General features: G+C 36.2%; 22 protein-coding genes. 7 read left to right on the top strand and 15 right to left on the bottom strand.

Annotation, left to right across the window (positions count from 1 at the left end; genetic code table 11):
* Positions 1-166 precede the first annotated feature (166 nt).
* The 4 genes from AAC601_RS16005 to AAC601_RS16020 are packed head-to-tail and all read right to left on the bottom strand — an operon-like array spanning position 167 to position 3,085.
* Positions 167-772, bottom strand: coding sequence for a superoxide dismutase (locus tag AAC601_RS16005; RefSeq protein WP_303270651.1), 606 nt, complete (start codon positions 770-772; stop codon positions 167-169).
* Between the two features lie 38 nt (positions 773-810).
* Positions 811-1,269 (bottom strand): nucleoside deaminase, encoded by a 459-nt coding sequence (locus AAC601_RS16010; RefSeq protein ID WP_340153819.1) that lies wholly within the window; start codon positions 1,267-1,269, stop codon positions 811-813.
* Positions 1,270-1,276: 7 nt separating this feature from the next.
* On the bottom strand, positions 1,277-1,810 hold the full coding sequence (locus AAC601_RS16015) for a hypothetical protein (RefSeq protein ID WP_340153820.1): 534 nt from the start codon (positions 1,808-1,810) through the stop codon (positions 1,277-1,279).
* A gap of 27 nt (positions 1,811-1,837) precedes the next feature.
* Positions 1,838-3,085: an ABC transporter permease gene (locus AAC601_RS16020; protein ID WP_340153821.1), complete on the bottom strand. Its 1,248-nt coding sequence runs from the start codon at positions 3,083-3,085 to the stop codon at positions 1,838-1,840.
* Between the two features lie 101 nt (positions 3,086-3,186).
* Between AAC601_RS16020 and queA the strand changes: the two genes are divergently transcribed.
* From queA to AAC601_RS16035, 3 genes are all read left to right on the top strand, one after another.
* Positions 3,187-4,233: a tRNA preQ1(34) S-adenosylmethionine ribosyltransferase-isomerase QueA gene (queA, locus tag AAC601_RS16025; protein WP_303270656.1), complete on the top strand. Its 1,047-nt coding sequence runs from the start codon at positions 3,187-3,189 to the stop codon at positions 4,231-4,233.
* A gap of 127 nt (positions 4,234-4,360) precedes the next feature.
* Complete coding sequence (gene ubiE / locus AAC601_RS16030) at positions 4,361-5,083, top strand: bifunctional demethylmenaquinone methyltransferase/2-methoxy-6-polyprenyl-1,4-benzoquinol methylase UbiE (RefSeq protein WP_303270657.1); 723 nt, start codon at positions 4,361-4,363, stop codon at positions 5,081-5,083.
* On the top strand, positions 5,032-5,772 hold the full coding sequence (locus AAC601_RS16035; protein ID WP_303270658.1) for a porin family protein: 741 nt from the start codon (positions 5,032-5,034) through the stop codon (positions 5,770-5,772). The genes ubiE and AAC601_RS16035 overlap by 52 nt, the downstream gene beginning before the upstream one ends.
* Before the next feature lie 14 nt (positions 5,773-5,786).
* Here AAC601_RS16035 and AAC601_RS16040 read toward each other — a convergent pair whose 3' ends face one another.
* The 10 genes from AAC601_RS16040 to AAC601_RS16085 form a co-directional block, all read right to left on the bottom strand.
* Entirely contained in the window at positions 5,787-6,539 is a 753-nt protein-coding gene (locus tag AAC601_RS16040) for a LytTR family DNA-binding domain-containing protein (protein ID WP_340153822.1), read from the bottom strand.
* Positions 6,536-7,468: a histidine kinase gene (locus tag AAC601_RS16045; RefSeq protein WP_340153823.1), complete on the bottom strand. Its 933-nt coding sequence runs from the start codon at positions 7,466-7,468 to the stop codon at positions 6,536-6,538. The genes AAC601_RS16040 and AAC601_RS16045 overlap by 4 nt, the downstream gene beginning before the upstream one ends.
* Before the next feature lie 363 nt (positions 7,469-7,831).
* Positions 7,832-8,485, bottom strand: coding sequence for a hypothetical protein (locus tag AAC601_RS16050; RefSeq protein ID WP_303270661.1), 654 nt, complete (start codon positions 8,483-8,485; stop codon positions 7,832-7,834).
* Between the two features lie 129 nt (positions 8,486-8,614).
* The gene (locus AAC601_RS16055) at positions 8,615-10,765 is read right to left on the bottom strand and encodes a TonB-dependent receptor (RefSeq protein WP_303270662.1); all 2,151 of its coding nucleotides are present in this window, start codon (positions 10,763-10,765) and stop codon (positions 8,615-8,617) included.
* Between the two features lie 136 nt (positions 10,766-10,901).
* A complete protein-coding gene (locus AAC601_RS16060; protein ID WP_303270663.1) occupies positions 10,902-11,567 on the bottom strand; it encodes an ATP-binding protein in 666 nt (221 codons plus the stop codon).
* A gap of 75 nt (positions 11,568-11,642) precedes the next feature.
* Positions 11,643-12,065, bottom strand: coding sequence for a VOC family protein (locus tag AAC601_RS16065; protein ID WP_303270664.1), 423 nt, complete (start codon positions 12,063-12,065; stop codon positions 11,643-11,645).
* Between the two features lie 203 nt (positions 12,066-12,268).
* Entirely contained in the window at positions 12,269-12,865 is a 597-nt protein-coding gene (locus AAC601_RS16070; RefSeq protein ID WP_303270665.1) for a NifU family protein, read from the bottom strand.
* Positions 12,866-12,890: 25 nt separating this feature from the next.
* Positions 12,891-14,342 (bottom strand): dicarboxylate/amino acid:cation symporter, encoded by a 1,452-nt coding sequence (locus tag AAC601_RS16075; protein WP_303270666.1) that lies wholly within the window; start codon positions 14,340-14,342, stop codon positions 12,891-12,893.
* Positions 14,342-15,418, bottom strand: a complete 1,077-nt coding sequence (gene aroC / locus AAC601_RS16080; RefSeq protein ID WP_303270667.1) for a chorismate synthase — start codon at positions 15,416-15,418, stop codon at positions 14,342-14,344. Before aroC ends, AAC601_RS16075 begins: the two co-directional genes overlap by 1 nt.
* A 23-nt stretch (positions 15,419-15,441) precedes the next feature.
* Positions 15,442-16,902, bottom strand: coding sequence for a BatD family protein (locus AAC601_RS16085; protein WP_303270668.1), 1,461 nt, complete (start codon positions 16,900-16,902; stop codon positions 15,442-15,444).
* A 148-nt stretch (positions 16,903-17,050) separates the two neighbouring features.
* Between AAC601_RS16085 and AAC601_RS16090 the strand changes: the two genes are divergently transcribed.
* The 4 genes from AAC601_RS16090 to AAC601_RS16105 all read left to right on the top strand — a co-directional run bounded on the left by AAC601_RS16090 (position 17,051) and on the right by AAC601_RS16105 (position 19,868).
* Positions 17,051-17,236, top strand: coding sequence for a hypothetical protein (locus AAC601_RS16090; protein ID WP_340153824.1), 186 nt, complete (start codon positions 17,051-17,053; stop codon positions 17,234-17,236).
* A 111-nt stretch (positions 17,237-17,347) separates the two neighbouring features.
* Positions 17,348-18,385, top strand: a complete 1,038-nt coding sequence (locus tag AAC601_RS16095; protein ID WP_340153825.1) for an FAD:protein FMN transferase — start codon at positions 17,348-17,350, stop codon at positions 18,383-18,385.
* A 2-nt stretch (positions 18,386-18,387) separates the two neighbouring features.
* A complete protein-coding gene (locus AAC601_RS16100) occupies positions 18,388-19,128 on the top strand; it encodes a class I SAM-dependent methyltransferase (RefSeq protein ID WP_303270671.1) in 741 nt (246 codons plus the stop codon).
* On the top strand, positions 19,125-19,868 hold the full coding sequence (locus tag AAC601_RS16105) for a ZIP family metal transporter (protein ID WP_340153826.1): 744 nt from the start codon (positions 19,125-19,127) through the stop codon (positions 19,866-19,868). The genes AAC601_RS16100 and AAC601_RS16105 overlap by 4 nt, the downstream gene beginning before the upstream one ends.
* Here AAC601_RS16105 and AAC601_RS16110 read toward each other — a convergent pair.
* Positions 19,816-20,511: a hypothetical protein gene (locus AAC601_RS16110; RefSeq protein ID WP_340153827.1), complete on the bottom strand. Its 696-nt coding sequence runs from the start codon at positions 20,509-20,511 to the stop codon at positions 19,816-19,818. The two genes, AAC601_RS16105 and AAC601_RS16110, sit on opposite strands and share 53 nt — an antisense overlap.
* Positions 20,512-20,536: the final 25 nt, after the last annotated feature.

Below are 20,536 nucleotides of genomic sequence, written 5' to 3' on the forward strand. Positions count from 1 at the left end.
CCGTTAATAACACGGCCTTAACCGGATTCGGTACACATTCCCTTATGGTTTCTCTCGACCTTGCGCTATTGGGCAGACATGGTTTAGGTAGAAGATTTTTCTAAAGAAAAAAGGCAGTAAACTATAAATCTACTGCCTTTCCAATATTTAGAACTTATACAAAAATCTATTTGCCTTCTTCATATCTCTTCGATACTTCACCCCAATTAATTACGTTAAAGAAAGCTGAAATGTAATCAGGCCTCCTATTTTGGTAGTTTAAGTAGTATGCATGTTCCCAAACATCGAGACCTAAAATTGGAGTTCCGCCACATCCTACATTTGGCATAACTGGATTATCCTGATTCGGAGAAGAACAAACCTCAACTTTTCCGCCAGCATGAACACATAACCAAGCCCAACCTGATCCGAAACGAGTTGCGGCTGCGTTTGAGAACTCTTCTTTAAATTTTTCGAATGAACCATAAGCTGCATTTATAGCATCAGCCAAGGCTCCAGATGGTTCACCTCCACCATCAGGACTCATTACAGACCAGAATAAGGAATGATTAAAATGACCACCGCCATTATTCCTAACTGCATTGTTATCACTATTATTTTTGAGCAATTCTTCTAAAGATTTGCCTTCCATATCTGTACCTTCAACAGCACCATTTAATTTCGTAACATATCCATTATGATGCTTACCATGGTGGATTTCCATAGTTTTTGCATCAATATGTGGTTCTAAAGCATCTTTAGCATATGGTAATGCTGGTAATTCAAAAGCCATAATATTTATAAATTATAGGTTAAACATTTATTAAAAATTCAATTCTTATTTTTCCTCATTTTCGCAAAAAAATCATCGATCAACTTTTTACTTTCTGCCGCCAATAAACCACTTTTAACTTTAGTTTTAGGATGAATCATCTGAGGATTAATTTTGGTAAACCCCTTTTTTTCATCCTCTAAAGCATAAAAAATTTGATCTATTTGCGACCAATTCAATGCACCTGCACACATTCCGCAAGGCTCTAAACTGACATAAAGCGTACAATCTGTCAAGTATTTACCACCTAAGTGATTCGCTGCTGATGTAATAGCCAACATCTCTGCATGTGCAGTAACGTCATTCAACCTCTCAGTTTGATTATAAGCTTTAGCAATAATTTTTTTCTGGCAAACAACGACAGCACCCACAGGAATTTCTCCTTCATCGAATGCTAATTCGGCCTGACGAAGTGCTTCCCTCATATAGTGCTCGTCAGAATTAACGGTGAGTTCCATTTTATGTTTACCGGAATTTGGTGGTTTCGAACATTTTCTGTGCAATTGGCTCCCACTTAGATTTAAGGTAGGGAGGACATGAAAAGCTTATGACTACCAATCCATTTTTATGAATCGTATAAAGCAAATAGGTATAGCGTTCTTCTGCAGATCGATTTCCTTCAGCATCTGGTTTTCCATCAAATTGATAGGCCACATATTCCTTTTCATTTATAGTCACTAATTCCTTTTGGGAAAAATCAATTTCCTGAAATAAGTTAGGAATACTTGAATCGTAAAATTCTTTGAGCAATGCAACATCTCCATCTTGCCAAAAAGTAGGCGATGCGGTGATGGTAAATTCTACAGCTGATTGCTCGTCAGTCATGGCAATATCTGGAATTCTGGCCCCAAGAAATTTGGCCGAAAGTTCTTGCTCAGTCATTTTCCTAAGCTCAGTGGAAACTTCCATGCTTATGTAATCAGTAAGCTTTTGCTTTTTAAGAGTAGGCTCTTGAACAAAAAAGTACATCAAAAATATTAAACCAATTGATTTAATCATCTACTTATATTTAATAATTCAAAAAAATTATGCTCTAATTGCGATTACAGGGTCTAGTTTCGCTGCCATTCCGGCCGGTACAATTCCCGATAATGTGCCTATAATCACTGAAACTCCAACACCAAGAATTATATTACCCACGGAAAGACTCAATTCTAGACTTCCTAATGAAGCAAAACTCAGTAAATACACCAACAATAATCCAAAAAGACCTCCTAATAAGGAAAGGAATACTGCTTCAAACAAAAACTGAAATAGGATAAAAAAATTCTTGGCCCCTAATGACTTTTGAATGCCTATAATATTGGTCCGTTCTTTTACAGAGACAAACATAATATTGGCAATACCAAAACCTCCCACCAAAATCGAAAAGCTACCAATCACCCATCCTGCTAAAGAAATAACTCCAAAGATTGAGCCTATAACTTCTCCAAATGCTTCTGGTCTATTAATAGCGAAATTTGTTGCCTCTCTGGGACGTAAGCCTCTTTTCTGCCGAAGCAAACCTGTTATTTCCCCTTCTAGGTTTTTAAGTCCTTCGTCATCCGGATATCCTTTTAAGGCAATAATTGATTCTACACCAAAATTGCCTTGGCCTGAATACATTTTAAAGAAAGTATTATAGGGAACATAACAAAAGTCATCGGCACTTGGTGCATCTATGACGCTTGCCCCTTGTTTTTCCATCACTCCTATCACTCTAAATTTCAATCCTCGTAACTTAACTTCATTACCGATAGGATTTGAAGTTGGAAATAATGTTTTAGCAACCTCCGCCCCTATGATGGTTACATTTGCTCCCTTCTCAACCTCTTGCAGTCCAAAATAACGGCCTGTTTCGACAGGAATTTCAAACACGTCTTTATGCTGATATGCGACACCAGAAACTATTGCCCCACTCAAGCTATTACTTTCATGCTTTACTGTCACTCCAAATCTTTCAGCAAAAATGGTAACTGCGCTAGCCTGGTCAGAATTATTTTTCAAAAATTGATACTCACTAAATTGTGCCTTAGGTCGGTTTACATATTTCCACCAGGGATAATTATCTTCGAAAATCCAAGGAAACTTTTCTATACGAATCACATCATCTCCCAAAAAGTTAAGGCTATCTCTAATATTTTTTTCCAAAGAATCCACAAGAGTGAATACAGTAATGATGGAAAAAATCCCTACTGTTACGCCAAGTAGCGAAAGAATAGTTCTTAATAAATTGGCTCGCAATGCACTTAAAGCAAATCGAAAACTCTCCAGAAGCAGATGAATATAAATCATATGTAAATATAAAAATATAAAGCTACAAGTTTACAAAAACTATTCTTAACTTTGCCCTCTTAAATTTTTAAACCTAACCACTTAATACCGTAATATTAAGTATGAAATTATCAGAATTCAAATTCGAATTACCACTTAAATTAGTGGCACAACATCCGGCAGAAGACAGAGACTTAGCAAAGCTAATGGTTTTGCACAAAGATACCGGTGAAATTGAACACAAAACTTTTAAAGACATTGTTGATTACTTTGACGAAGGTGACATATTAGTGACCAACAACACCAAAGTATTTCCAGCTCGTCTTTATGGGAACAAGGAGAAAACTGGCGCCCAAATCGAGGTTTTCCTTTTGAGAGAACTCAATAAGGAAATGCACCTTTGGGATGTATTAGTTGATCCTGCTCGTAAAATCCGTGTTGGTAACAAATTGTATTTTGGAGATGGTGAATTAGTAGCTGAAGTTATTGACAACACCACTTCAAGAGGGCGAACTATCAAGTTTTTGTATGATGGAGATGACCAAGATTTCTACAAATTAGTAGATTCATTGGGTGAAACCCCACTTCCAAAATACATAAAAAGACCAGTAGAAGAAGCGGATCGGGAAAGATTTCAAACAATTTATGCTGAAGAAGTAGGGGCTGTGGCAGCTCCAACTGCAGGAATGCACTTCACGCGTCAGGTCTTGAAGAGAATGGAATTGAAAGGTATTAAAACCAGTCCCATTACTTTACATATTGGCTTAGGCACTTTCCGTCCTGTTGATGTGGAAGATTTAACCAAGCACAAGATGGACTCTGAAAACTTTAAGGTTCCGAAGAAAACCGCAGAATTGGTAAACGAGTCTTTGGACAGCAAGAAAAAAGTTTGTGCGGTGGGTACTACAGCTATGCGTTCAATGGAATCTTCTGTAACGGCCAATAATCATTTAAAAGAAAATGAAGGCTGGACAGATCGTTTCATATTCCCTCCTTACGAGTTTAAAATTTGCAATGCATTATTGACGAATTTCCACATGCCAGAATCTACCTTATTGATGATGGCAGCCGCTTTTGGAGGATATGAAAATGTAATGAATGCATATCAGGAGGCCATTAAGAATAAATATAGATTCCTATCATATGGGGATGCTATGTTGATTATTTAATTTGGAAATCATTAAAATGAGACTGCCATGCACAATTATTAGGGCATGGCAGTTTTATTTTTACTCAGAACAAACATTTCTTCGAAACATGCTGTTAGCCCAATAACAACAGAAAATCCAATTTCAGATGACAGTTTTACCCTACAAAGACAAGGAAACAGGCAAAAAGCAACAGGTGGCAGATATGTTCGACAACATTAGCCACAAATATGATTTCCTTAATCATTTCCTCAGCTTAGGAATCGATATCAGATGGAGAAAAAAAGCCATAAAACTTCTTAAGGAAATCCAACCCAAGCAAATTTTGGATATTGCTACTGGAACTGGGGATTTCGCAATTGAATCTTTGAAATTAAATCCAGACCATGTAACTGGTGTTGATATTTCTGAGGGAATGCTAAACGTTGGACGAGAGAAGCTTAAGAAAAGGAAATTAGATGATAGAATCACTCTAACTTCTGGAGACTCTGAAAATCTCCCATTTGAAGATAATAAGTTTGATGCAATCATCGTTGCATTTGGGGTAAGGAATTTCGAAAATCTGGAAAAAGGATTAGCAGAAATGTTTAGAGTCTTGAGACCGGGAGGAAAAGTAGTGGTCTTGGAGTTTTCTAAGCCAAAAAGCTTTCCATTTAAACAGCTATATAATTTCTATTTTAAAAATATCTTACCTACTTTAGGAAAAACAATTTCAAAAGATAACGCGGCTTATACTTATCTTCCTGAATCTGTAAAGTCATTTCCAGATGGAAAAGATTTTACTTCGATATTGGATAAGTTAAGCTTCAAAAATACAGAATGCAAACCTTTAACCTTTGGCATAAGCTCAATCTATACTGGAATAAAGTAATATTATTCGGACTAGCGATATTGATAAGTTTTCAAGCATCATCTCAAGTTTATGAGCAAGAAAACTTACCCAATTATGATAATGATTTAATTCATTACGGTTTCTATTTGGGTGGCCATACCGCTAATTTAAAGGTTAGATACAATGAAGCTTACCTGAGCAATCAGTTTGATTCTTTACATTCAGTAATACCAGAAAGTGCACCAGGATTTACTGTTGGGTTTATTTTCAATTTAAGAATTGCTCAATATTTAGATTTTAGAACTCTGCCAGGAGTAGGTTTGTATCAATATACGCTAAATTACAACACTTACGATCGAGCAGAGGAAGTTACTTATCAAGGGAAGAAAGAAGCCTTTTATGCCGAATTACCACTATTATTAAAATATAAATCACAAAGAAGAAAGAACTTCAGAGCTTACATGATTGGAGGTGCAAAACCCTCATTTGAAGTAAGCGGTAAAAGACCTTCCGAAATTAATGAAGATGTTTTACTAATCAATACATTTAATTTGGCTTTGGAAATCGGCTTTGGAATAGACATATATTACGAACTATTTAAATTCTCCCCAGAAATCCGTTTTTCAAGAGGTTTGACCAATGCACTTTTTGAAAGGCAGAATAGTTACAGCAGCCCTATTAATGAATTGGTGACAAATAGCGTATCTATCTACTTTCAGTTCCAATAAACCACTGTGTTCTTTCACTGATCTAGCCAATTCTTCATGTTAGCCACCTTTTCCCTGCTAACTAAAATATCATTATCAGTGCAGTGCTTTATATTTATTTTCAGCCGACTGTTAGAGTAGGTGATGATTTCTTCTATTGCGTTCAAGCTTACAATATATTTTCTGTTTAACCTGAAAAACTCTTTAGGATTCATTTCCGATTCCAATTGATCAAGCGTATGATCAATGAGATATTTTTTTTGGTCGTAGGTTTGAATAAAAGTAGCTTTTTGAGCACTATAAAAAAATGAGACATCAGTTGTTGGAACACTATGGATTTTCTCCCCAACCTTGACCATAAAGCGCTCTTTGTATTGCTTCTGATCGCCTTGGATCATGGATTGCAACAATTGAACATCTATAGCAGCTGGTTTCAATTGATTTTTATACTTCTGAACAGCTATGGCCAACTCATCAGGATCAATAGGTTTAAGTAGATAATCAATGGAATTTAGCTTAAATGCTTTAATTGCGAACTGATCATAAGCAGTCGTGAAAATAATAGGACTCTTAATATCTAATTGCTTAAAAATCTCAAAACTTTGACCGTCAGCCAACTCAATATCACTCAAAATCAAATCAGGTGCAGGGTTCGAATTCAACCATTTTATTGACTCTTCAATACTATCGATATGTCCAAATATCTCAGCAGTCGGCAATAACTCTCTCAGCAAATTTATTATTCTTGTCGCGGCCGGTCTTTCATCCTCGATGACTAATATTTTCATTCCTCTAATTTTAGTAAAGGTAATTTAACTGTAAAGAAATCTTCATTTTGATCCACTTCCAACTTGTGTTCTCCCAGTAATTGATATCTTTTCTTTATATTTTCGAGCCCAATTCCTGTATTATTTTGATCGCCTTTCTTTGGTCTCCAATTGTTTATAACAAACAACCAATCCTTATCTTGCTTAATTTCTACAATCAGTGGATGAGCAGCACTTGCAGTCGTATGCTTTACAGCATTCTCCAAAAGCAATTGTAAAGACAAGGGCGGTAAATGATAAGAAGCTATATCTTGTACCGAAATTTCAAATTTCAATTTATCCTCAAACCGTATTTGTTGAAGTCCTAAGTAATTTTTTGCGAAATTCAATTCCTTTTCTAGCAGTACTAATTCCTCGCTTTGTACTTCTAATACATATCTGTAAATCTTTGAAAGTTGCTGAATAAACTTTGAGGATCTCTCAGGACTTTCAAAAACCAGGCTATTTAGGGTATTCAAAGAATTGAATAGAAAATGAGGATTTAGCTGGTCCTTTAAGGATTGGTTTTGACTTGCTAAAACAGTTCTTTTTAGTTGTTCGGCTTCTAAGACAGACTTTCGCCACTCCATCAGCCACGATCTGGTTGTAAAAATACTGTTAATTATTACCGCAATAAAAACAGGGTTTAAAGCTTCTTTAGCAAAATGAAGTAAATTCAATTCTTCAAATGTCAATTCGGAATTTCGTACCCAAACATAACTGGTGATTACGACAAAACTTGCCAAAAAAGAATAAATCGAGTATGTAATTAAGGTGCCAATCAATCGCGTAATAGGTTTCTCAACCCATTTGAATTTTTTTTCAAAAAGCTTATCGACAAGAAACCCTCCATAGGACAATGTGGATGACAATAGAAGTGCATTGACAAAACTGGGAACTATGTATTTCATTTGATCGAGCTTAAAAAAACAGCTCGGACAAAATATGAACACCAATACAACAGAAATTCCTAGATTCAGGATTAAGAACCTTTTCAAATTTCCAAATACAGAAGAAGGAGATGTTGTAGCCTTAGTAGTCATTGATTCAAATATACAGTTTTGTTTTAAAGTCTCTGCCGGAATACAATAATTCCAACAGAGACATTTAGTATTATGGATTTTAGGAATTCAGTCAGCGATTAAAAATAACTGGTATTGTAGGTTCTCTATTATCAGAATATTGAATGACTTTAATTTTCGTTTCCTAGTTTTAGAAGTCAATTTAAAGAACCTGAAGCCATGACTATACCGATTCTAATATCTGTTTTTTTACTATTTACATGAAGCAATTACAGCTTCCGCAGACTCTTTTCCCCACTTAGGTGCAAACGGATCAGAAGAGTCCTGACTGCCTTCATTTTCAAAGTATTGAAGACTTTGCTTTGCCAAGCTACAAGCCTTCTCAGGTCCTTCTCCAAAGAATCTAGCCATTCCTAATTGCATCTGAGCCATCATGGCCATTGCTCGTGGGTTTTCCGGCTCAAGCTTTAATGCTCTGCCAAAGGCTTGCATGACCAATCCAGATAATTGTTGTCCTCTGGTCTGCGGATCGACCGCAAGTTCACCCATTAAAGCAAACCCTTTCAGTGCAACCAGTTCTGCATTTTCACCTGTTCTGGCTATGCATTCATCAATAACTTTCTCAGCAAGTTTGAAATTATCGTCCTGAGCATTTTTATTTCCTTCAAGTATAAATCCTGCCCTTGTATATGCTAAAGCAGCATAATAATCAGGCAACCATTTATCAGGGTTCATTTGAGCTATTCTGGTAAACCCATTTGCCACGGCCTTAAAATCTGCGGGTGTAGTTGACTCATTCATAGCTTTAAGCTGTGCTTCCATAGCTGAATTATAGGCCGGATCAAAAGCCCATAACGAGCTTGACATTAAAAATAAAATTGCGAGTAATGTGAATTTAGTTTTCATAATTATTAAGATTTAGATGTTAAATAGTGCCTCTTAGGCTATTAAAATGTGAAAGTTTTGTATCTATCTGTTTCATTTACCATTAGATAGATTTTAGTGAAATTAATTATCAGCTTCTGCATCATATTTTTATAAGTTATTTAATTGATTAGCACTTTTATCTTTGGAAAGGGTTAAGAACACTCCCAGAAACAGAAATCTCGGAGCTCCTTGCATTATAGGAGAAGAAGCGAAAACACCTTCTTCATTGGCCTGATTCGCATATTGATATCCGAACCTATTGTCCCTTCCTAATACGTTATTGCAGGCAAAATGTATTATTAAATAGGGTTTTGGCAGATAGCTCCAGGACAAACTCAATGATTGAAAGCTTTGGGTTTTTGAATTTTGTTCCCCATCAATATTTGGATTTGTATAAGCGTAGCCATCATTCAAGGAAAATGAACCTCCTAATTGGGAGTTTAAAGCAGTTATAAAATGCTTGACCACTACAGAACCATTATGGCGCGGTGCGTAACTTGGTTGAACCAGTGATTGAAAGTGATTGAATTGTCGCTTGGAATCTACAAAACTGTAAGTAATCCAAAAATCTGTATTTTTTATGCTTTCTCTGTCTCTAAAGAAGAAATCTATACCCTTGGCGTAACCATCTCCTTTCACTTGTAGATTAGTGGGATTTTGATTTGTTCCGTTATAGGTAATCAAATTATTGTATTCTTTATGAAAAGCCTCAGCCCTAAATGTTCGGTTATTTTTAGCAATGAAGTAATTTAAGATATAATGGCTTGCTTCAGTATTACCTAAATCATTATTGAGTACTCTAAAATTAGATTCTGGAAGTTGACTAAATTCACCATATGCCAAAGACAGTTGTCCTTCATTTTTAAATTTATAACTTAAGGAAGCTCTAGGATCAAACCATTGGTCTTTAATTAATTGGCTATGTCCTGCTCTTAGTCCTGCTCTAACTATCAAATTATTGCTCAAATAATAATCTGATTCTACAAATAAATTGACTTGAGGATCCTCAAAACTTCTGCTCAGATCTTCTAAAACTAAGGTCTCCTCATACTTATTCCAATATGATTCTACCCCAAGTTTGGTTGAAAAAGCATCTGAAAAATCCTTTATAGCGACTCCCTTTGCATGAAAAAGTTGAGTATTTTGTTGCACTTCCAAGCCATCAATATCGAAGAAATCGCTATTTTGGGTATATCCGAATCCACCAGTGAAACTCCAATCATCTTTAGCTACCTGCTTGAAAGAAACTTGACCTACATTATAATCATTGTTGATCTTAATTAATTGACCTCTGTCGGAACTACCCGGTTGAGACTGCCAAAGCTGCATACCACTTGATTCTTTCTGGAAAAAAGCTTTTATCATACCACTATTTCCCCATTTCTGTCTGCCTAATATCGAGACATCCCAACTATTGGGAGCACGCTTCCAGTCGAAATCTTGCTCGATCAATTGCTGATAAGGACCCAAATCAAAGTAATTAGCATTTGCAGTTATACTGTTCCTTTTGCCCACTAAAGTCTGCGAAACCCCTCCGCCTAATGACATTAAACTAATATCTGCCTGACTTCTAACTGGCATATCAATACTATTTAAAACTAGTGCTGAGGATAAAGCTTGCCCGTATTCAGCTGAATAACCTCCAGTTGAGAAAAAAGAACCCTTAAACATATTCGGACTGAATCGAGTGCGAGTGGGAACATTTCCCGCGGTCGTCCCAAAGGCATTGCTCACTTTTAATCCATCTATGAAAATAGCTGTTTCTGAAGCATCTCCACCTCTGACAAATAATCTGCCGTCATTACCTACAGTGCTTGTTCCAGGCAAAGTCTGAAAAGCCCCCACTATATCACCAATAGCAGATGGAGTGGTCACTATATCGATAGGCTTCAATACCACAGCTTTTCTTTCATCAGAAGCTTCCATGGCCCCCGCTGTTATAGTCACAGCTTTCATTTGATCAATGGCTTGTTTCAATGAGAACTGAAAATTTAAAGGCTCACCTGTTAAGTTGACTGTTAAGGTTTCCTTTTTAAAACCAATAGATTGAACTACTAGGGTTTTTTCGCCTGTAATTTCAGTAGAGAACCGAAAACTTCCATCAGCAATAGTTGATGTTCCTTCATAAGTTCCTTCAATGTAAATATTGACACCAGGCAATGTCTCTCCGCTTTTATCTGTTACGATTCCCTTGATTACTGTCTGTCCGTAAACTATCGAAGTAAATAAAAATAAGGCTGTTAGGATTAAATATTTCATACCGCTTTTGTTTTTTTCAAAGTTGCGGTATTTGAAGGCTTTTATAAATTAATACTTACCCAACTCTAATTTGGTTGGGATGAAGTGTAGAAATTAAGGAATGAATTGATTTTTGTTGAATTTGATTAGGCCCTTTTTAATGGTCAAAATTAATAGGCTGCATAGAAAAAGAGTCTTCTTTATCGGATGGGTGAATCATGAGAACATTGGAGACTACCAAATTAACCAAGATTTTTGAGGCATTGTATCTATTGAGTTTAGCCAATTCCTGAAATTGACTGACCGTTATTTTATCAAACTCACCTAAATACTTGAGGAGTAGTTTCTCCTTCTCATTAATCTCTAGCACTCTAGCATTTTTCCGTCTAGAAAACTTAATTACGTTCCGGACTTCTTTACTTGCTTGTATGCTTTTGTCTGCCAAGCGTACATAAGCTTTTCCCCACTCGGCATTTTCATCAGGCAAGGCATAATGAGGTTTCTTTGTACTTTCGGCCACTTCATAATGTACTACTGCTCTGCTCTCATGCTCATCTAATGGGATGATCGTGTACTCGTATTGTAATCTAGGCTTGCATAAGTTGGCAAGTGCTTTATCCAGGACATATATCTCCTCCTCAGCATATTTTACTCCTGGAATATTTCCATTATCATCTACACCAATTAAGATATCTCCTCCTTTGGTATTAGCAAAAGCGACAAATTCACGCACAATCTTCTCAGGATGAGCAGCTTTTCGTTTAAACTCCAATCTGTTGCCCTCTCCACGCTTTACCAGTCGATATAGTTCTTTTAGCTCCATTTCCAAAAAGTAATATAGGCCATAACCAAAAGCTTAAGCTATCGGTTTTGTTAATCTGCATTTCGTATGAGAAAATTATGAAGCGAAGATATCTTCGTCTTTCTTGAAGGATTTAAATTCTAGTGCATTGCCACTAGGATCTAAGAAGAACATGGTAGCTTGTTCACCAGCTTCACCCTTAAAACGAATATAGGGTTCAATTATGAAATCTGTTTTTGCTTCTTTTAATCGATCTGCCAGTTGATGCCATTGTTCCCACTCCAAAATAACTCCAAAGTGCTTGATAGGAACTGATTTTCCATCTACCGGATTAGCGGCTGGCTCTTGAATAGGCTCATTAGTGAGATGTGCTGTAATTTGATGTCCATATAAATCAAAGTCAATCCATCTTTCAGAAGTACGCCCGATTTTGCAATCTAAAACTTCTTCGAAAAACTGGCGAGTCGCTTTTAAATCAGTAACCGGGAAAGCAACATGAAAGGGTCTGATATTTTTCATCTACAAATATTTTTAAAGAATCGTTCTATAAGATTACCAAATGCAAAAAGTCCTGTCCGGTTTAAATGCCTTACTAGCACCAAAGTGATTATCGTGCATCATTTCAATTCTACAATCCGACAGACTTTTTATATAATTCGCTAAAAAATAAAAAAGCAGTCATGAATACTTTCACTAACTGCTTTAAAATCTAAATCAATAATTTAAACGCCTTCCGCCTCTACTTCCTTCACATCATTCGGCAACATTCTTTTCAGCAGGTTTTCAATCCCAGCTTTCAACGTGATTGTAGAAGAGGGGCATCCACTACATGACCCTTGCAATAGAACTTTTACTTTTTGAGCTTCCTTATCGTAGGAATGAAAAGAAATAGCTCCACCATCTTGCTCTACTGCCGGCTTGATATATTCCTCTAAGATATTTTTAATTTGCTCCTCTAACTCTGCATTCTCGCTGGTATTAGTTTCCTCAAATAGATCTTTGGCTTGTAACTCAATTACTCGCTTACCAGACTCTAAAAACTCCTTAATGGTATCCTTTACATCATTTTGTATCTCTACCCATTCGTATTCTGGCTTTTTGGTAACCGTCACAAAATTACTCATGTAGAATACTCTATCTACATATTCTTTGTGAAAAAGAATTTCTGCTAATGGCGCTTGAGCTGTGTCTTCAATAGATGGAAAATCAAAGGAATCACCTTCAGGCACCAACATCTGGTTAGTAGCGAATTTCAATGAATTCGGATTCGGATTGGCTTCCATATAAATGGTAACAGGTTGTTGTGTCTGTGTACTCATCTTCTTAATTTATATTTTTCTAAATTTATTTATTTGCAGGAACGTCATCGGGAACATTTAGTTCACCTTCTGACTTTGCAATTAATGTAGAAACAGTAGCATCGCCTGTAACGTTCACCACCGTTCTGAACATATCCAAAATTCTATCCACTGGGAAAATAATGGCTACCCAAGCTGGATTTAACCCAACTGAATTCAATACAATGATCATCATCACCAATCCTGCACTTGGAACAGCTGCAGAGCCGATAGAAGCTAAAGTAGCTGTTAAAACTATGGTCAACTGCTGACCTAGCGTTAAGTCTACCATGTGTAATTGTGCTAGAAAAACCACGGCAATCGCTTGGTACATACTGGTCCCATCCATATTAACTGTTGCACCGATTGGTAACACAAAACTGCTAATCTTTTTTGAAGCTCCCATATTTTCTTCCACGCATTCCATAGTTACAGGAAGTGTTGCGGCACTACTTGAGGTAGAAAAAGCTAAAAATTGAGCCGGACTGATTCGCTTTAAAAATTCTCTATAGGTTAATTTCTTAATGAAGATTGAAACAATCAACGGATATAATACAAATATCATGAAAAGTAAGCCCACCAATAAGGTAATCGAATAGCTTCCCAGTCCTTTAAATATTTGTAGTACTTCTCCTGGTGTATCCGCCATTTTAGCAATTACCCCCGCTAACAAGGCAAACACAAAGAAGGGTGCCGCTTTCATAATGATATCTACCATTTTAAGAATAACCTCATTGGCACCGTTTACAAAACTAATTACCCCTGCTACTTTACTGCTTGGTAGCATTGCTAAACAAATCCCGAAGAACAAAGCAAAGAAAATAACTTGAAGCATATTGGCATTACTATGAAAGGCGCCAAAAACGTTTTCGGGAACCATATCCACAAAAAACTTTAGCGGTCCTTGACTACTTGTTTCATCTGCAGATTCTGCCAACTGATCAACTCTGGCGTTAGAAGCTTCCGCTACATTTTTCAAGGAATCCATGGCGGACTCATTCATTGTTGAACTCACTAAATCTTGATATTGCTGCTCCTGCAAAAAGGACCGACCATCTTTAGGCTGTGGAACATCAGGGTTTTCACTAACCCATAATTCATATTTGATTCGGTTTTTTACTCGTTGTTCCTCATTGACAAATTTTCCGGGTTTAACTAAATTGACCAAAGTCAATCCAATTCCTACTGCCAAAACAGTTGACATCAAATAGAATACTATAGTTTTCAGCCCTAGTTTCCCTAATTTATTGATGTCGGTCAAACTGGAAACCCCACTTATAATAGAGAGCAGTACCAGAGGAACTGCAATTGCTTTCAACACTCTTATAAATATAGTTCCAAAGGGATCAATCCAATCAATAGTGAATTGGTTCCAGCCTAAGTAGCTAGATATAAAGGCCCAGGCAATTCCTAGTACCAGACCAATTATAATTTTTATATGTAGTGGTAATTTTTTCATCAAATTTTATTCGTTTTAGCCCTTAATAAAAAGTCCGCAATCGTAATGGCGGCCATTGCTTCTACAATAGGCACTGCTCTTGGTACCACGCAAGGGTCGTGTCTTCCTTTGCCTTTCACAGTGACTTTATTTCCATCTTTATCTATACTCTCTTGATCACTCATGATCGTGGCAATAGGTTTGAAAGCCACATTAAAATAAATATCTTGCCCATTTGAAATTCCACCTTGAATTCCACCTGAATGATTGGTAGTTGTTTTGACTATTCCATCTTCTGTTTCGAAGCGATCGTTGTGTTCCGAACCGTACATTTTCACTCCTTCAAACCCACTACCGTATTCGAAACCCTTTACTGCGTTAATACTTAACATGGCTTGACCAAGCACTGCATGTAATTTATCAAATACTGGCTCTCCAAGACCTACTGGAGTTCCCTGGATTACACAACTTACGATTCCTCCAATGGTATCTTTATTTTTTCTCGTTTCATCTATATGCTGAATCATTCTTTCAGCCATTTCAGGATCAGGGCAACGAACAATATTTTCTTCCGCTTTACTTAAATTCATTTCCTTATAAGCCCTCTGAAGCCTTAAACCACCCACTTGTGATACAAATGCTTGAACCACAACTCCAATTTGCCTTAAAAACATTTTAGCAATTGCCCCAGCGGCTACTCTGGCGGCAGTTTCTCGGGCTGAGCTTCTTCCCCCTCCTCTATAATCACGTACACCATATTTTTCCTGATAAGTGAAATCAGCATGTGACGGACGAAAACTATCCTTGATATGAGAGTAATCTTTGCTTTTCTGATTAGTATTACGAATGCTAAGTGCAATTGGCGTTCCTGTTGTTACTCCCTCAAATATTCCAGATAGAACCTCTACCTCATCTTCTTCTTTCCGCTGCGTGGTGATTTTAGACTGACCAGGTTTTCTTCTTTGCATTTCAGATTGAAGAAATGTCTCATCAACCTTCACACCCGCAGGACAACCATCGATGATAACACCGATTCCTACGCCATGAGATTCACCGTAAGTAGTAATTTTGAAGATTTTACCGAAACTATTGCTCATTTATACAAAAATTGATGCGCAATTTAGGATTTTTTCAGCAAGATGAACAAAGAAACAGAAAAAGCCACTATAAGAAATATGTTAAACACCCATTTCCAGATTTCAGTGGCTTGATGAGATTGTAATTTATTGGACATTTCATCGATTCGATCATAGAATAACCCATCAGAAGAAGCTTGTTCAATATTAACGTTAGCCATGCTTTCTCCCGTAATTTTAATTTGATAATTTGGCTTTAGTGTATCGTATTTTTCTGTGCGTGTATTGAAAAATATGAATTGGAAATAGTCAGACAAATCATATTCTCCTGGTTCTTTAGGAATCATATAATACCGAAAGGCTTTAGAACCCCTCACTGATACACCACTTCGAGTAATGTTCTCACTTATATTAGGTGAGTATATTTCTAGCTCTTTTTTATCTTTAAGCTGAGGTTCAGCAATTCCTGAAATATTCCCAGTCCCCCTCACGTCAAATTCATATTGAAAACTTTCGCCAGTATTTAGCTCAGTAGAGTTTATATCTTCAGACAATTTATAATCACCAACCGAAACCTGATCCTTTAATGGATGATCTGGCAAAGGGTTTACCTTTACCGTTTTAGGTTTAGAATAGAATTTCTTAAAACTCTCTTTTCTGTTTTGCCCGAAAAAGCTTCTGCTTTTTGCTACTTGATACTTAATCATTTCCAGACCAACTGTTGGAAATTTGATATCCTCTTCTCCTAAAGGGAAAAAAGTAGCTTGATATATTTTATAAACAGTATATCTCTTCCCCCCTAAATTAACTGGCTCTCCAGCAATATTCTCAATATTAAAATTTTCCTCCCAGACATTATTTGGTCTTACTTCTTTTAGAATTTTAGTTAGTTGGTTTGTCAAATCATGAAACTGCAAAGGAGCCCTATTTTCGTTTGAAACATAAAAAGCCAAAGTCGTATTCACTCCTTCACCAACATATATTTCTTCTTTATCAGTAGTCAACGCAAAAAATGCATCTTCTTTGAGGTCAACAAACTCCTCGGGCTCGTCTCTTCTTCCAAAGAAATCTTCAAAAGGATCACTCCCAAAAGGGTCATATCGCCTGTTTTGGTTCTGTTGTTTTGCAGGCCCAACCTCTACAGTCTTACCGGCTGAACTTACCACTTTGCCGTTGACATTAATACTAAAAGCAGGGATATTGATCGTTCCCTCCCTCTCTGGAACATAGCTTTGGGTAATACTTTGACTTCTGGTCACCTGACCATTAAAGATATTAGTAGAGGAACTACTGGAAGTACCTCTCTTCACTAATCCGTTAATATCTGGGAATTTATCATAAGATTTTAAGGTCTCACCTTCTACTTTAACCGTAATCGTAAAAACTTGATTCAAAGCAATTCTGTCAGGTCCTAATTCTATAGATATGTCCTGTGCCTTTAAGCCCACGACACTGCCGGAAAATACTGAAAATATAATTAAAATTTTTACTAACCTTATTATCATTTTATTCGTATTTTGATTCAAATACTTCAAGAAATCGAACGTTAAAATTAGTGTTTAATTTTCGATTTTAATAAATTTTTGTTACTTTCAAGATACCATAAAAATTAAGTTCTTTAAAGTACTAACTACAACCCAAACCATAATAGCTATGTTAGATTATGCAAAGTCAATTCTTTCAAAGGTAAGCTTCGACAGACGTTTATTTGAAAAAGAATTGAGAAAAGCTATTGCTCTGTTGGTAGAACATGAGCTGAATTTGTTGAAGGAATGGTGCTATAGAAATTTTAGTTCTAAGTACCGTGATGTGTTAAACAAACATTTCCAAACCATTTAATATTAGAAGCCACTTTTTAAGTGGCTTTTTTGTTAGTAATAATCCTAAATATCCTACCTCATATTCGCAATTCACTTGCATTTAATGTAATTTCGCATCAAATTTAATCCCATGAACAATAGAACGAAGAATTCAATCTATTCTTTAATTTTAGTGGCCATTGTGGCTATAGTTTGGTTTTACCGAGACAGCCAAAATCCGAAAACGGATATACTACCTTATATTTTTATTTCAGGAGAAGCGCAAGGTACAACCTATAATATCACCTATTCTGATGTGGAAAACAGAAACTTTAAAAATGAAATAGATTCTCTTTTAAGAAAATTTGACCAAAGTTTATCAACATACCTGAAGAACTCAGAAATCGTTCAGTTTAATAAGTCAGACAGCCTTCAATTCCAATCCCCTTATTTTTATCCCGTTTTAAGAAAATCAAAAGAAATATATGAAGCATCTGGTGGTGCATTTGACCCCACTGTTTATCCCTTTATTGAAGCTTGGGGGTTTGGTCCAGAAAAAGTAGATTTTCCAGACAGTAGCCGAATTGAAGAAATAAAGAAATACGTAGGCTTTAGCTACATTCTATTCGATAAGAAAAAAGTGAAAAAAGAAAAAGAAAAAGTTTCTCTTGATTTTAATGCAATTGCACAAGGATATTCTATAGATGTGCTTTATGATTTTCTGGATTCAAAAGGAATCAAAAATATGATGGTTGAATTAGGTGGAGAGCTTAGAGTAAAAGGCGAAAATGAAAATGGGGATTTTTGGGCTATCGGAATCGATGACCCTCAGCAGAAAGTTGGACAACAGCCCGAGAGAGTAGCGATAATCCATTTAGATAATGAAGCTATCTCCACATCAGGTAATTATAGAAAATTTTTCGTTTACGAGGGAAAAAAATACGGACATAGCATCAATCCTAAAACAGGCTATCCTATTCAAAGAGATATTATAAGTGCTACAGTTGTTGCCCCTAGCTGCATGGAAGCCGATGCCTGGTCCACTGCCTTCATGGTAACTGGATTAGAAGAGGCAAAGAAAATCCTTTCTTCTCAAGATCATCTGGAAGCTTTTTTTATCTATGAAGATGAAAATGGAGACTTACAACACTACAATACTGACAACCTAAACGGAAAAATCATATTGTGATCATGTCAGAAGCTAAAAAAGAGTGGTTCAATGAATGGTTTGGTTCTCCTTTTTATCATATTCTCTATAAAAATAGAGATGAAAAAGAAGCACAGTTCTTTCTGTCCAAACTATTATCATTTTTAAATATCCCTAAAGATGCGAAATTGCTAGATGTAGCCTGTGGCAGTGGTAGACACTCCATCTTCCTAAATAAGCAAGATTTTGAGGTCGATGGAATAGATATTTCGGAAAGAAATATTGAACTGGCCAAGTCTTATGAGAATGAGAAACTGCACTTTCACGTTCAAGATATGCGTGAAAGCATCAAAGAAAATTATTTTAACTACGCCTTTAATCTTTTTACAAGTTTTGGCTTTTTCAAATCTGAAGATGAAAATCAAAAATGTATTAACTCTATTTCAGATTCGCTACAATCTGGAGGCATATTTACATTAGACTTCCTGAATCCTTATAGAGTGATTCATAATCTAGTGAAAGAGGAAATAAAAACAATTGATGGTATCGATTTTCATTTGAAAAGAAATTTTGACGGAGAAAGTATTATCAAAGAAATTGATTTCCACGCAAATGGGGAAAACTATCATTTTGAAGAAAGAGTAAAAGCTATCAGACGTTTATCATTTTTAGAATATTTCCGTAACGCTAACTTTATGCTGGTGCAAACCTTTGGAGATTATGAGCTAAATGAATACGTACCCGAAACCTCTGAACGCATGATATTTATAGTGAAAAAATTATGATCATCAATTCAATCATATTATTTGTACTTACCTTTGGTACAGGTTATTTAGTCTTCTTTCTGCCAAACGTTAATAATCATTTTTTCAAATTCGCTTTGGTTTTTGCCGGGGCTTATCTGTTTTCGGTAACCGTCATCCATATTTTACCTGAAATTTTTTCTCAAGGGGAAAGTGTCTCGCATATAAGTCTATATGTGCTGGCTGGTTTTTTTATCCAAGTGATATTAGAGTATTTTTCCGAAGGAGTAGAGCACGGACATTTACATACTGTTCATGAAAATCATCAGCATGGACAAAATAAATGGTTGGGATTGTTAATTGCACTTTCCATACACGCCTTTTTGGAAGGCACGCTTTTGGCACATCCTGATACTATCCATTCTCACGACAACTCAAACTCAGTCTTTTTTGGAATTCTGATGCACAAAATGCCCGCTGCTTTTGCACTAATGTCAGTCATGATTTGTCACCTGCATACTAAATGGAAAACAATATTGATTCTAGTTATTTTTAGTTTGGCTAGCCCAGCAGGTCTAGGATTGAGCCATATTTTGCACGATGCTGAAATTTTTTCAGATAAAGTGTTCTTAATTCTATTTGCTTTGGTGTCGGGGAACTTCTTACACATATCAACCACTATCTTTTTTGAAAGCAGCCCCGATCATAGCTTTAATTTCAAGAAGTTATTTATTTCTCTTTTAGGGGCACTGGTTGCCGTATTGGCTGAGTTTTCTTTTTAAGAATAGCTATTTGCACGATGGTAGTGTAGAGTAAATAGTAACAAGGCAATAAAAGCAAATGACTAATCACATTCTGGTCCATCCATTTATTGAAATTGAGCCCAAAACTGTGAATCATGGCAGGGCCTGCAAATAGAAGGATAGCCAAGGGAATTTTTAAATAAGTTTTATCTCTCGATTCAAAGTATTTGTAAATGTGAATGCATGATACAAAGCCAATTAATCCCACAATAGAATTCACCTTTACCACATCAAAATGCTGAACCGAATAAATCTGAGCAACAAATATTCCGAAAAAAGCGAATATCAAAGCCCTCAAAAAGAATTTTATTTTAGAAGATTGGATTAACTTCAAACTTGCCAGTTGAAAAAATAGGATAGAAATGCCTTGCAATGTCCAAGCAACTAAATGTGGCGTTTTTCCCAAATACAAATCCAATAAATGAGAAGTACCCCCAAGAAAGGCCGACACTCCCAAAAACAAGAAAAAATAGGCTGATAGCTTTGCGTATTTAGATTTAAAATCGTGGAATAGTCTGTGGCCCAAAAAAGCACAGACCATAGCCATCATAATATCGGAAATAAAAGTTAAGGGATCGGCTAGTTCCAATCCCAAAAATTCTATGTAGGTATGTTCAATCAATTTAAAAGAAATTCAAAAACCAAAA

It is taken from the genome of uncultured Marivirga sp., assembly GCF_963974845.1.
GTDB classification, from domain to species: Bacteria; Bacteroidota; Bacteroidia; order Cytophagales; family Cyclobacteriaceae; genus Marivirga; species Marivirga harenae.

Bases quoted from the DNA above. Each gene is read 5' to 3' on its own strand.
- AAC601_RS16005 (WP_303270651.1), bottom strand. From the start codon at position 772: ATGGCTTTTGAATTACCAGCATTACCATATGCTAAAGATGCTTTAGAA.
- AAC601_RS16010 (WP_340153819.1), bottom strand. From the start codon at position 1,269: ATGGAACTCACCGTTAATTCTGACGAGCACTATATGAGGGAAGCACTT.
- AAC601_RS16015 (WP_340153820.1), bottom strand. From the start codon at position 1,810: ATGATTAAATCAATTGGTTTAATATTTTTGATGTACTTTTTTGTTCAA.
- AAC601_RS16020 (WP_340153821.1), bottom strand. From the start codon at position 3,085: ATGATTTATATTCATCTGCTTCTGGAGAGTTTTCGATTTGCTTTAAGT.
- queA (WP_303270656.1), top strand. From the start codon at position 3,187: ATGAAATTATCAGAATTCAAATTCGAATTACCACTTAAATTAGTGGCA.
- ubiE (WP_303270657.1), top strand. From the start codon at position 4,361: ATGACAGTTTTACCCTACAAAGACAAGGAAACAGGCAAAAAGCAACAG.
- AAC601_RS16035 (WP_303270658.1), top strand. From the start codon at position 5,032: ATGCAAACCTTTAACCTTTGGCATAAGCTCAATCTATACTGGAATAAA.
- AAC601_RS16040 (WP_340153822.1), bottom strand. From the start codon at position 6,539: ATGAAAATATTAGTCATCGAGGATGAAAGACCGGCCGCGACAAGAATA.
- AAC601_RS16045 (WP_340153823.1), bottom strand. From the start codon at position 7,468: ATGAAATACATAGTTCCCAGTTTTGTCAATGCACTTCTATTGTCATCC.
- AAC601_RS16050 (WP_303270661.1), bottom strand. From the start codon at position 8,485: ATGAAAACTAAATTCACATTACTCGCAATTTTATTTTTAATGTCAAGC.
- AAC601_RS16055 (WP_303270662.1), bottom strand. From the start codon at position 10,765: ATGAAATATTTAATCCTAACAGCCTTATTTTTATTTACTTCGATAGTT.
- AAC601_RS16060 (WP_303270663.1), bottom strand. From the start codon at position 11,567: ATGGAGCTAAAAGAACTATATCGACTGGTAAAGCGTGGAGAGGGCAAC.
- AAC601_RS16065 (WP_303270664.1), bottom strand. From the start codon at position 12,065: ATGAAAAATATCAGACCCTTTCATGTTGCTTTCCCGGTTACTGATTTA.
- AAC601_RS16070 (WP_303270665.1), bottom strand. From the start codon at position 12,865: ATGAGTACACAGACACAACAACCTGTTACCATTTATATGGAAGCCAAT.
- AAC601_RS16075 (WP_303270666.1), bottom strand. From the start codon at position 14,342: ATGAAAAAATTACCACTACATATAAAAATTATAATTGGTCTGGTACTA.
- aroC (WP_303270667.1), bottom strand. From the start codon at position 15,418: ATGAGCAATAGTTTCGGTAAAATCTTCAAAATTACTACTTACGGTGAA.
- AAC601_RS16085 (WP_303270668.1), bottom strand. From the start codon at position 16,902: ATGATAATAAGGTTAGTAAAAATTTTAATTATATTTTCAGTATTTTCC.
- AAC601_RS16090 (WP_340153824.1), top strand. From the start codon at position 17,051: ATGTTAGATTATGCAAAGTCAATTCTTTCAAAGGTAAGCTTCGACAGA.
- AAC601_RS16095 (WP_340153825.1), top strand. From the start codon at position 17,348: ATGAACAATAGAACGAAGAATTCAATCTATTCTTTAATTTTAGTGGCC.
- AAC601_RS16100 (WP_303270671.1), top strand. From the start codon at position 18,388: ATGTCAGAAGCTAAAAAAGAGTGGTTCAATGAATGGTTTGGTTCTCCT.
- AAC601_RS16105 (WP_340153826.1), top strand. From the start codon at position 19,125: ATGATCATCAATTCAATCATATTATTTGTACTTACCTTTGGTACAGGT.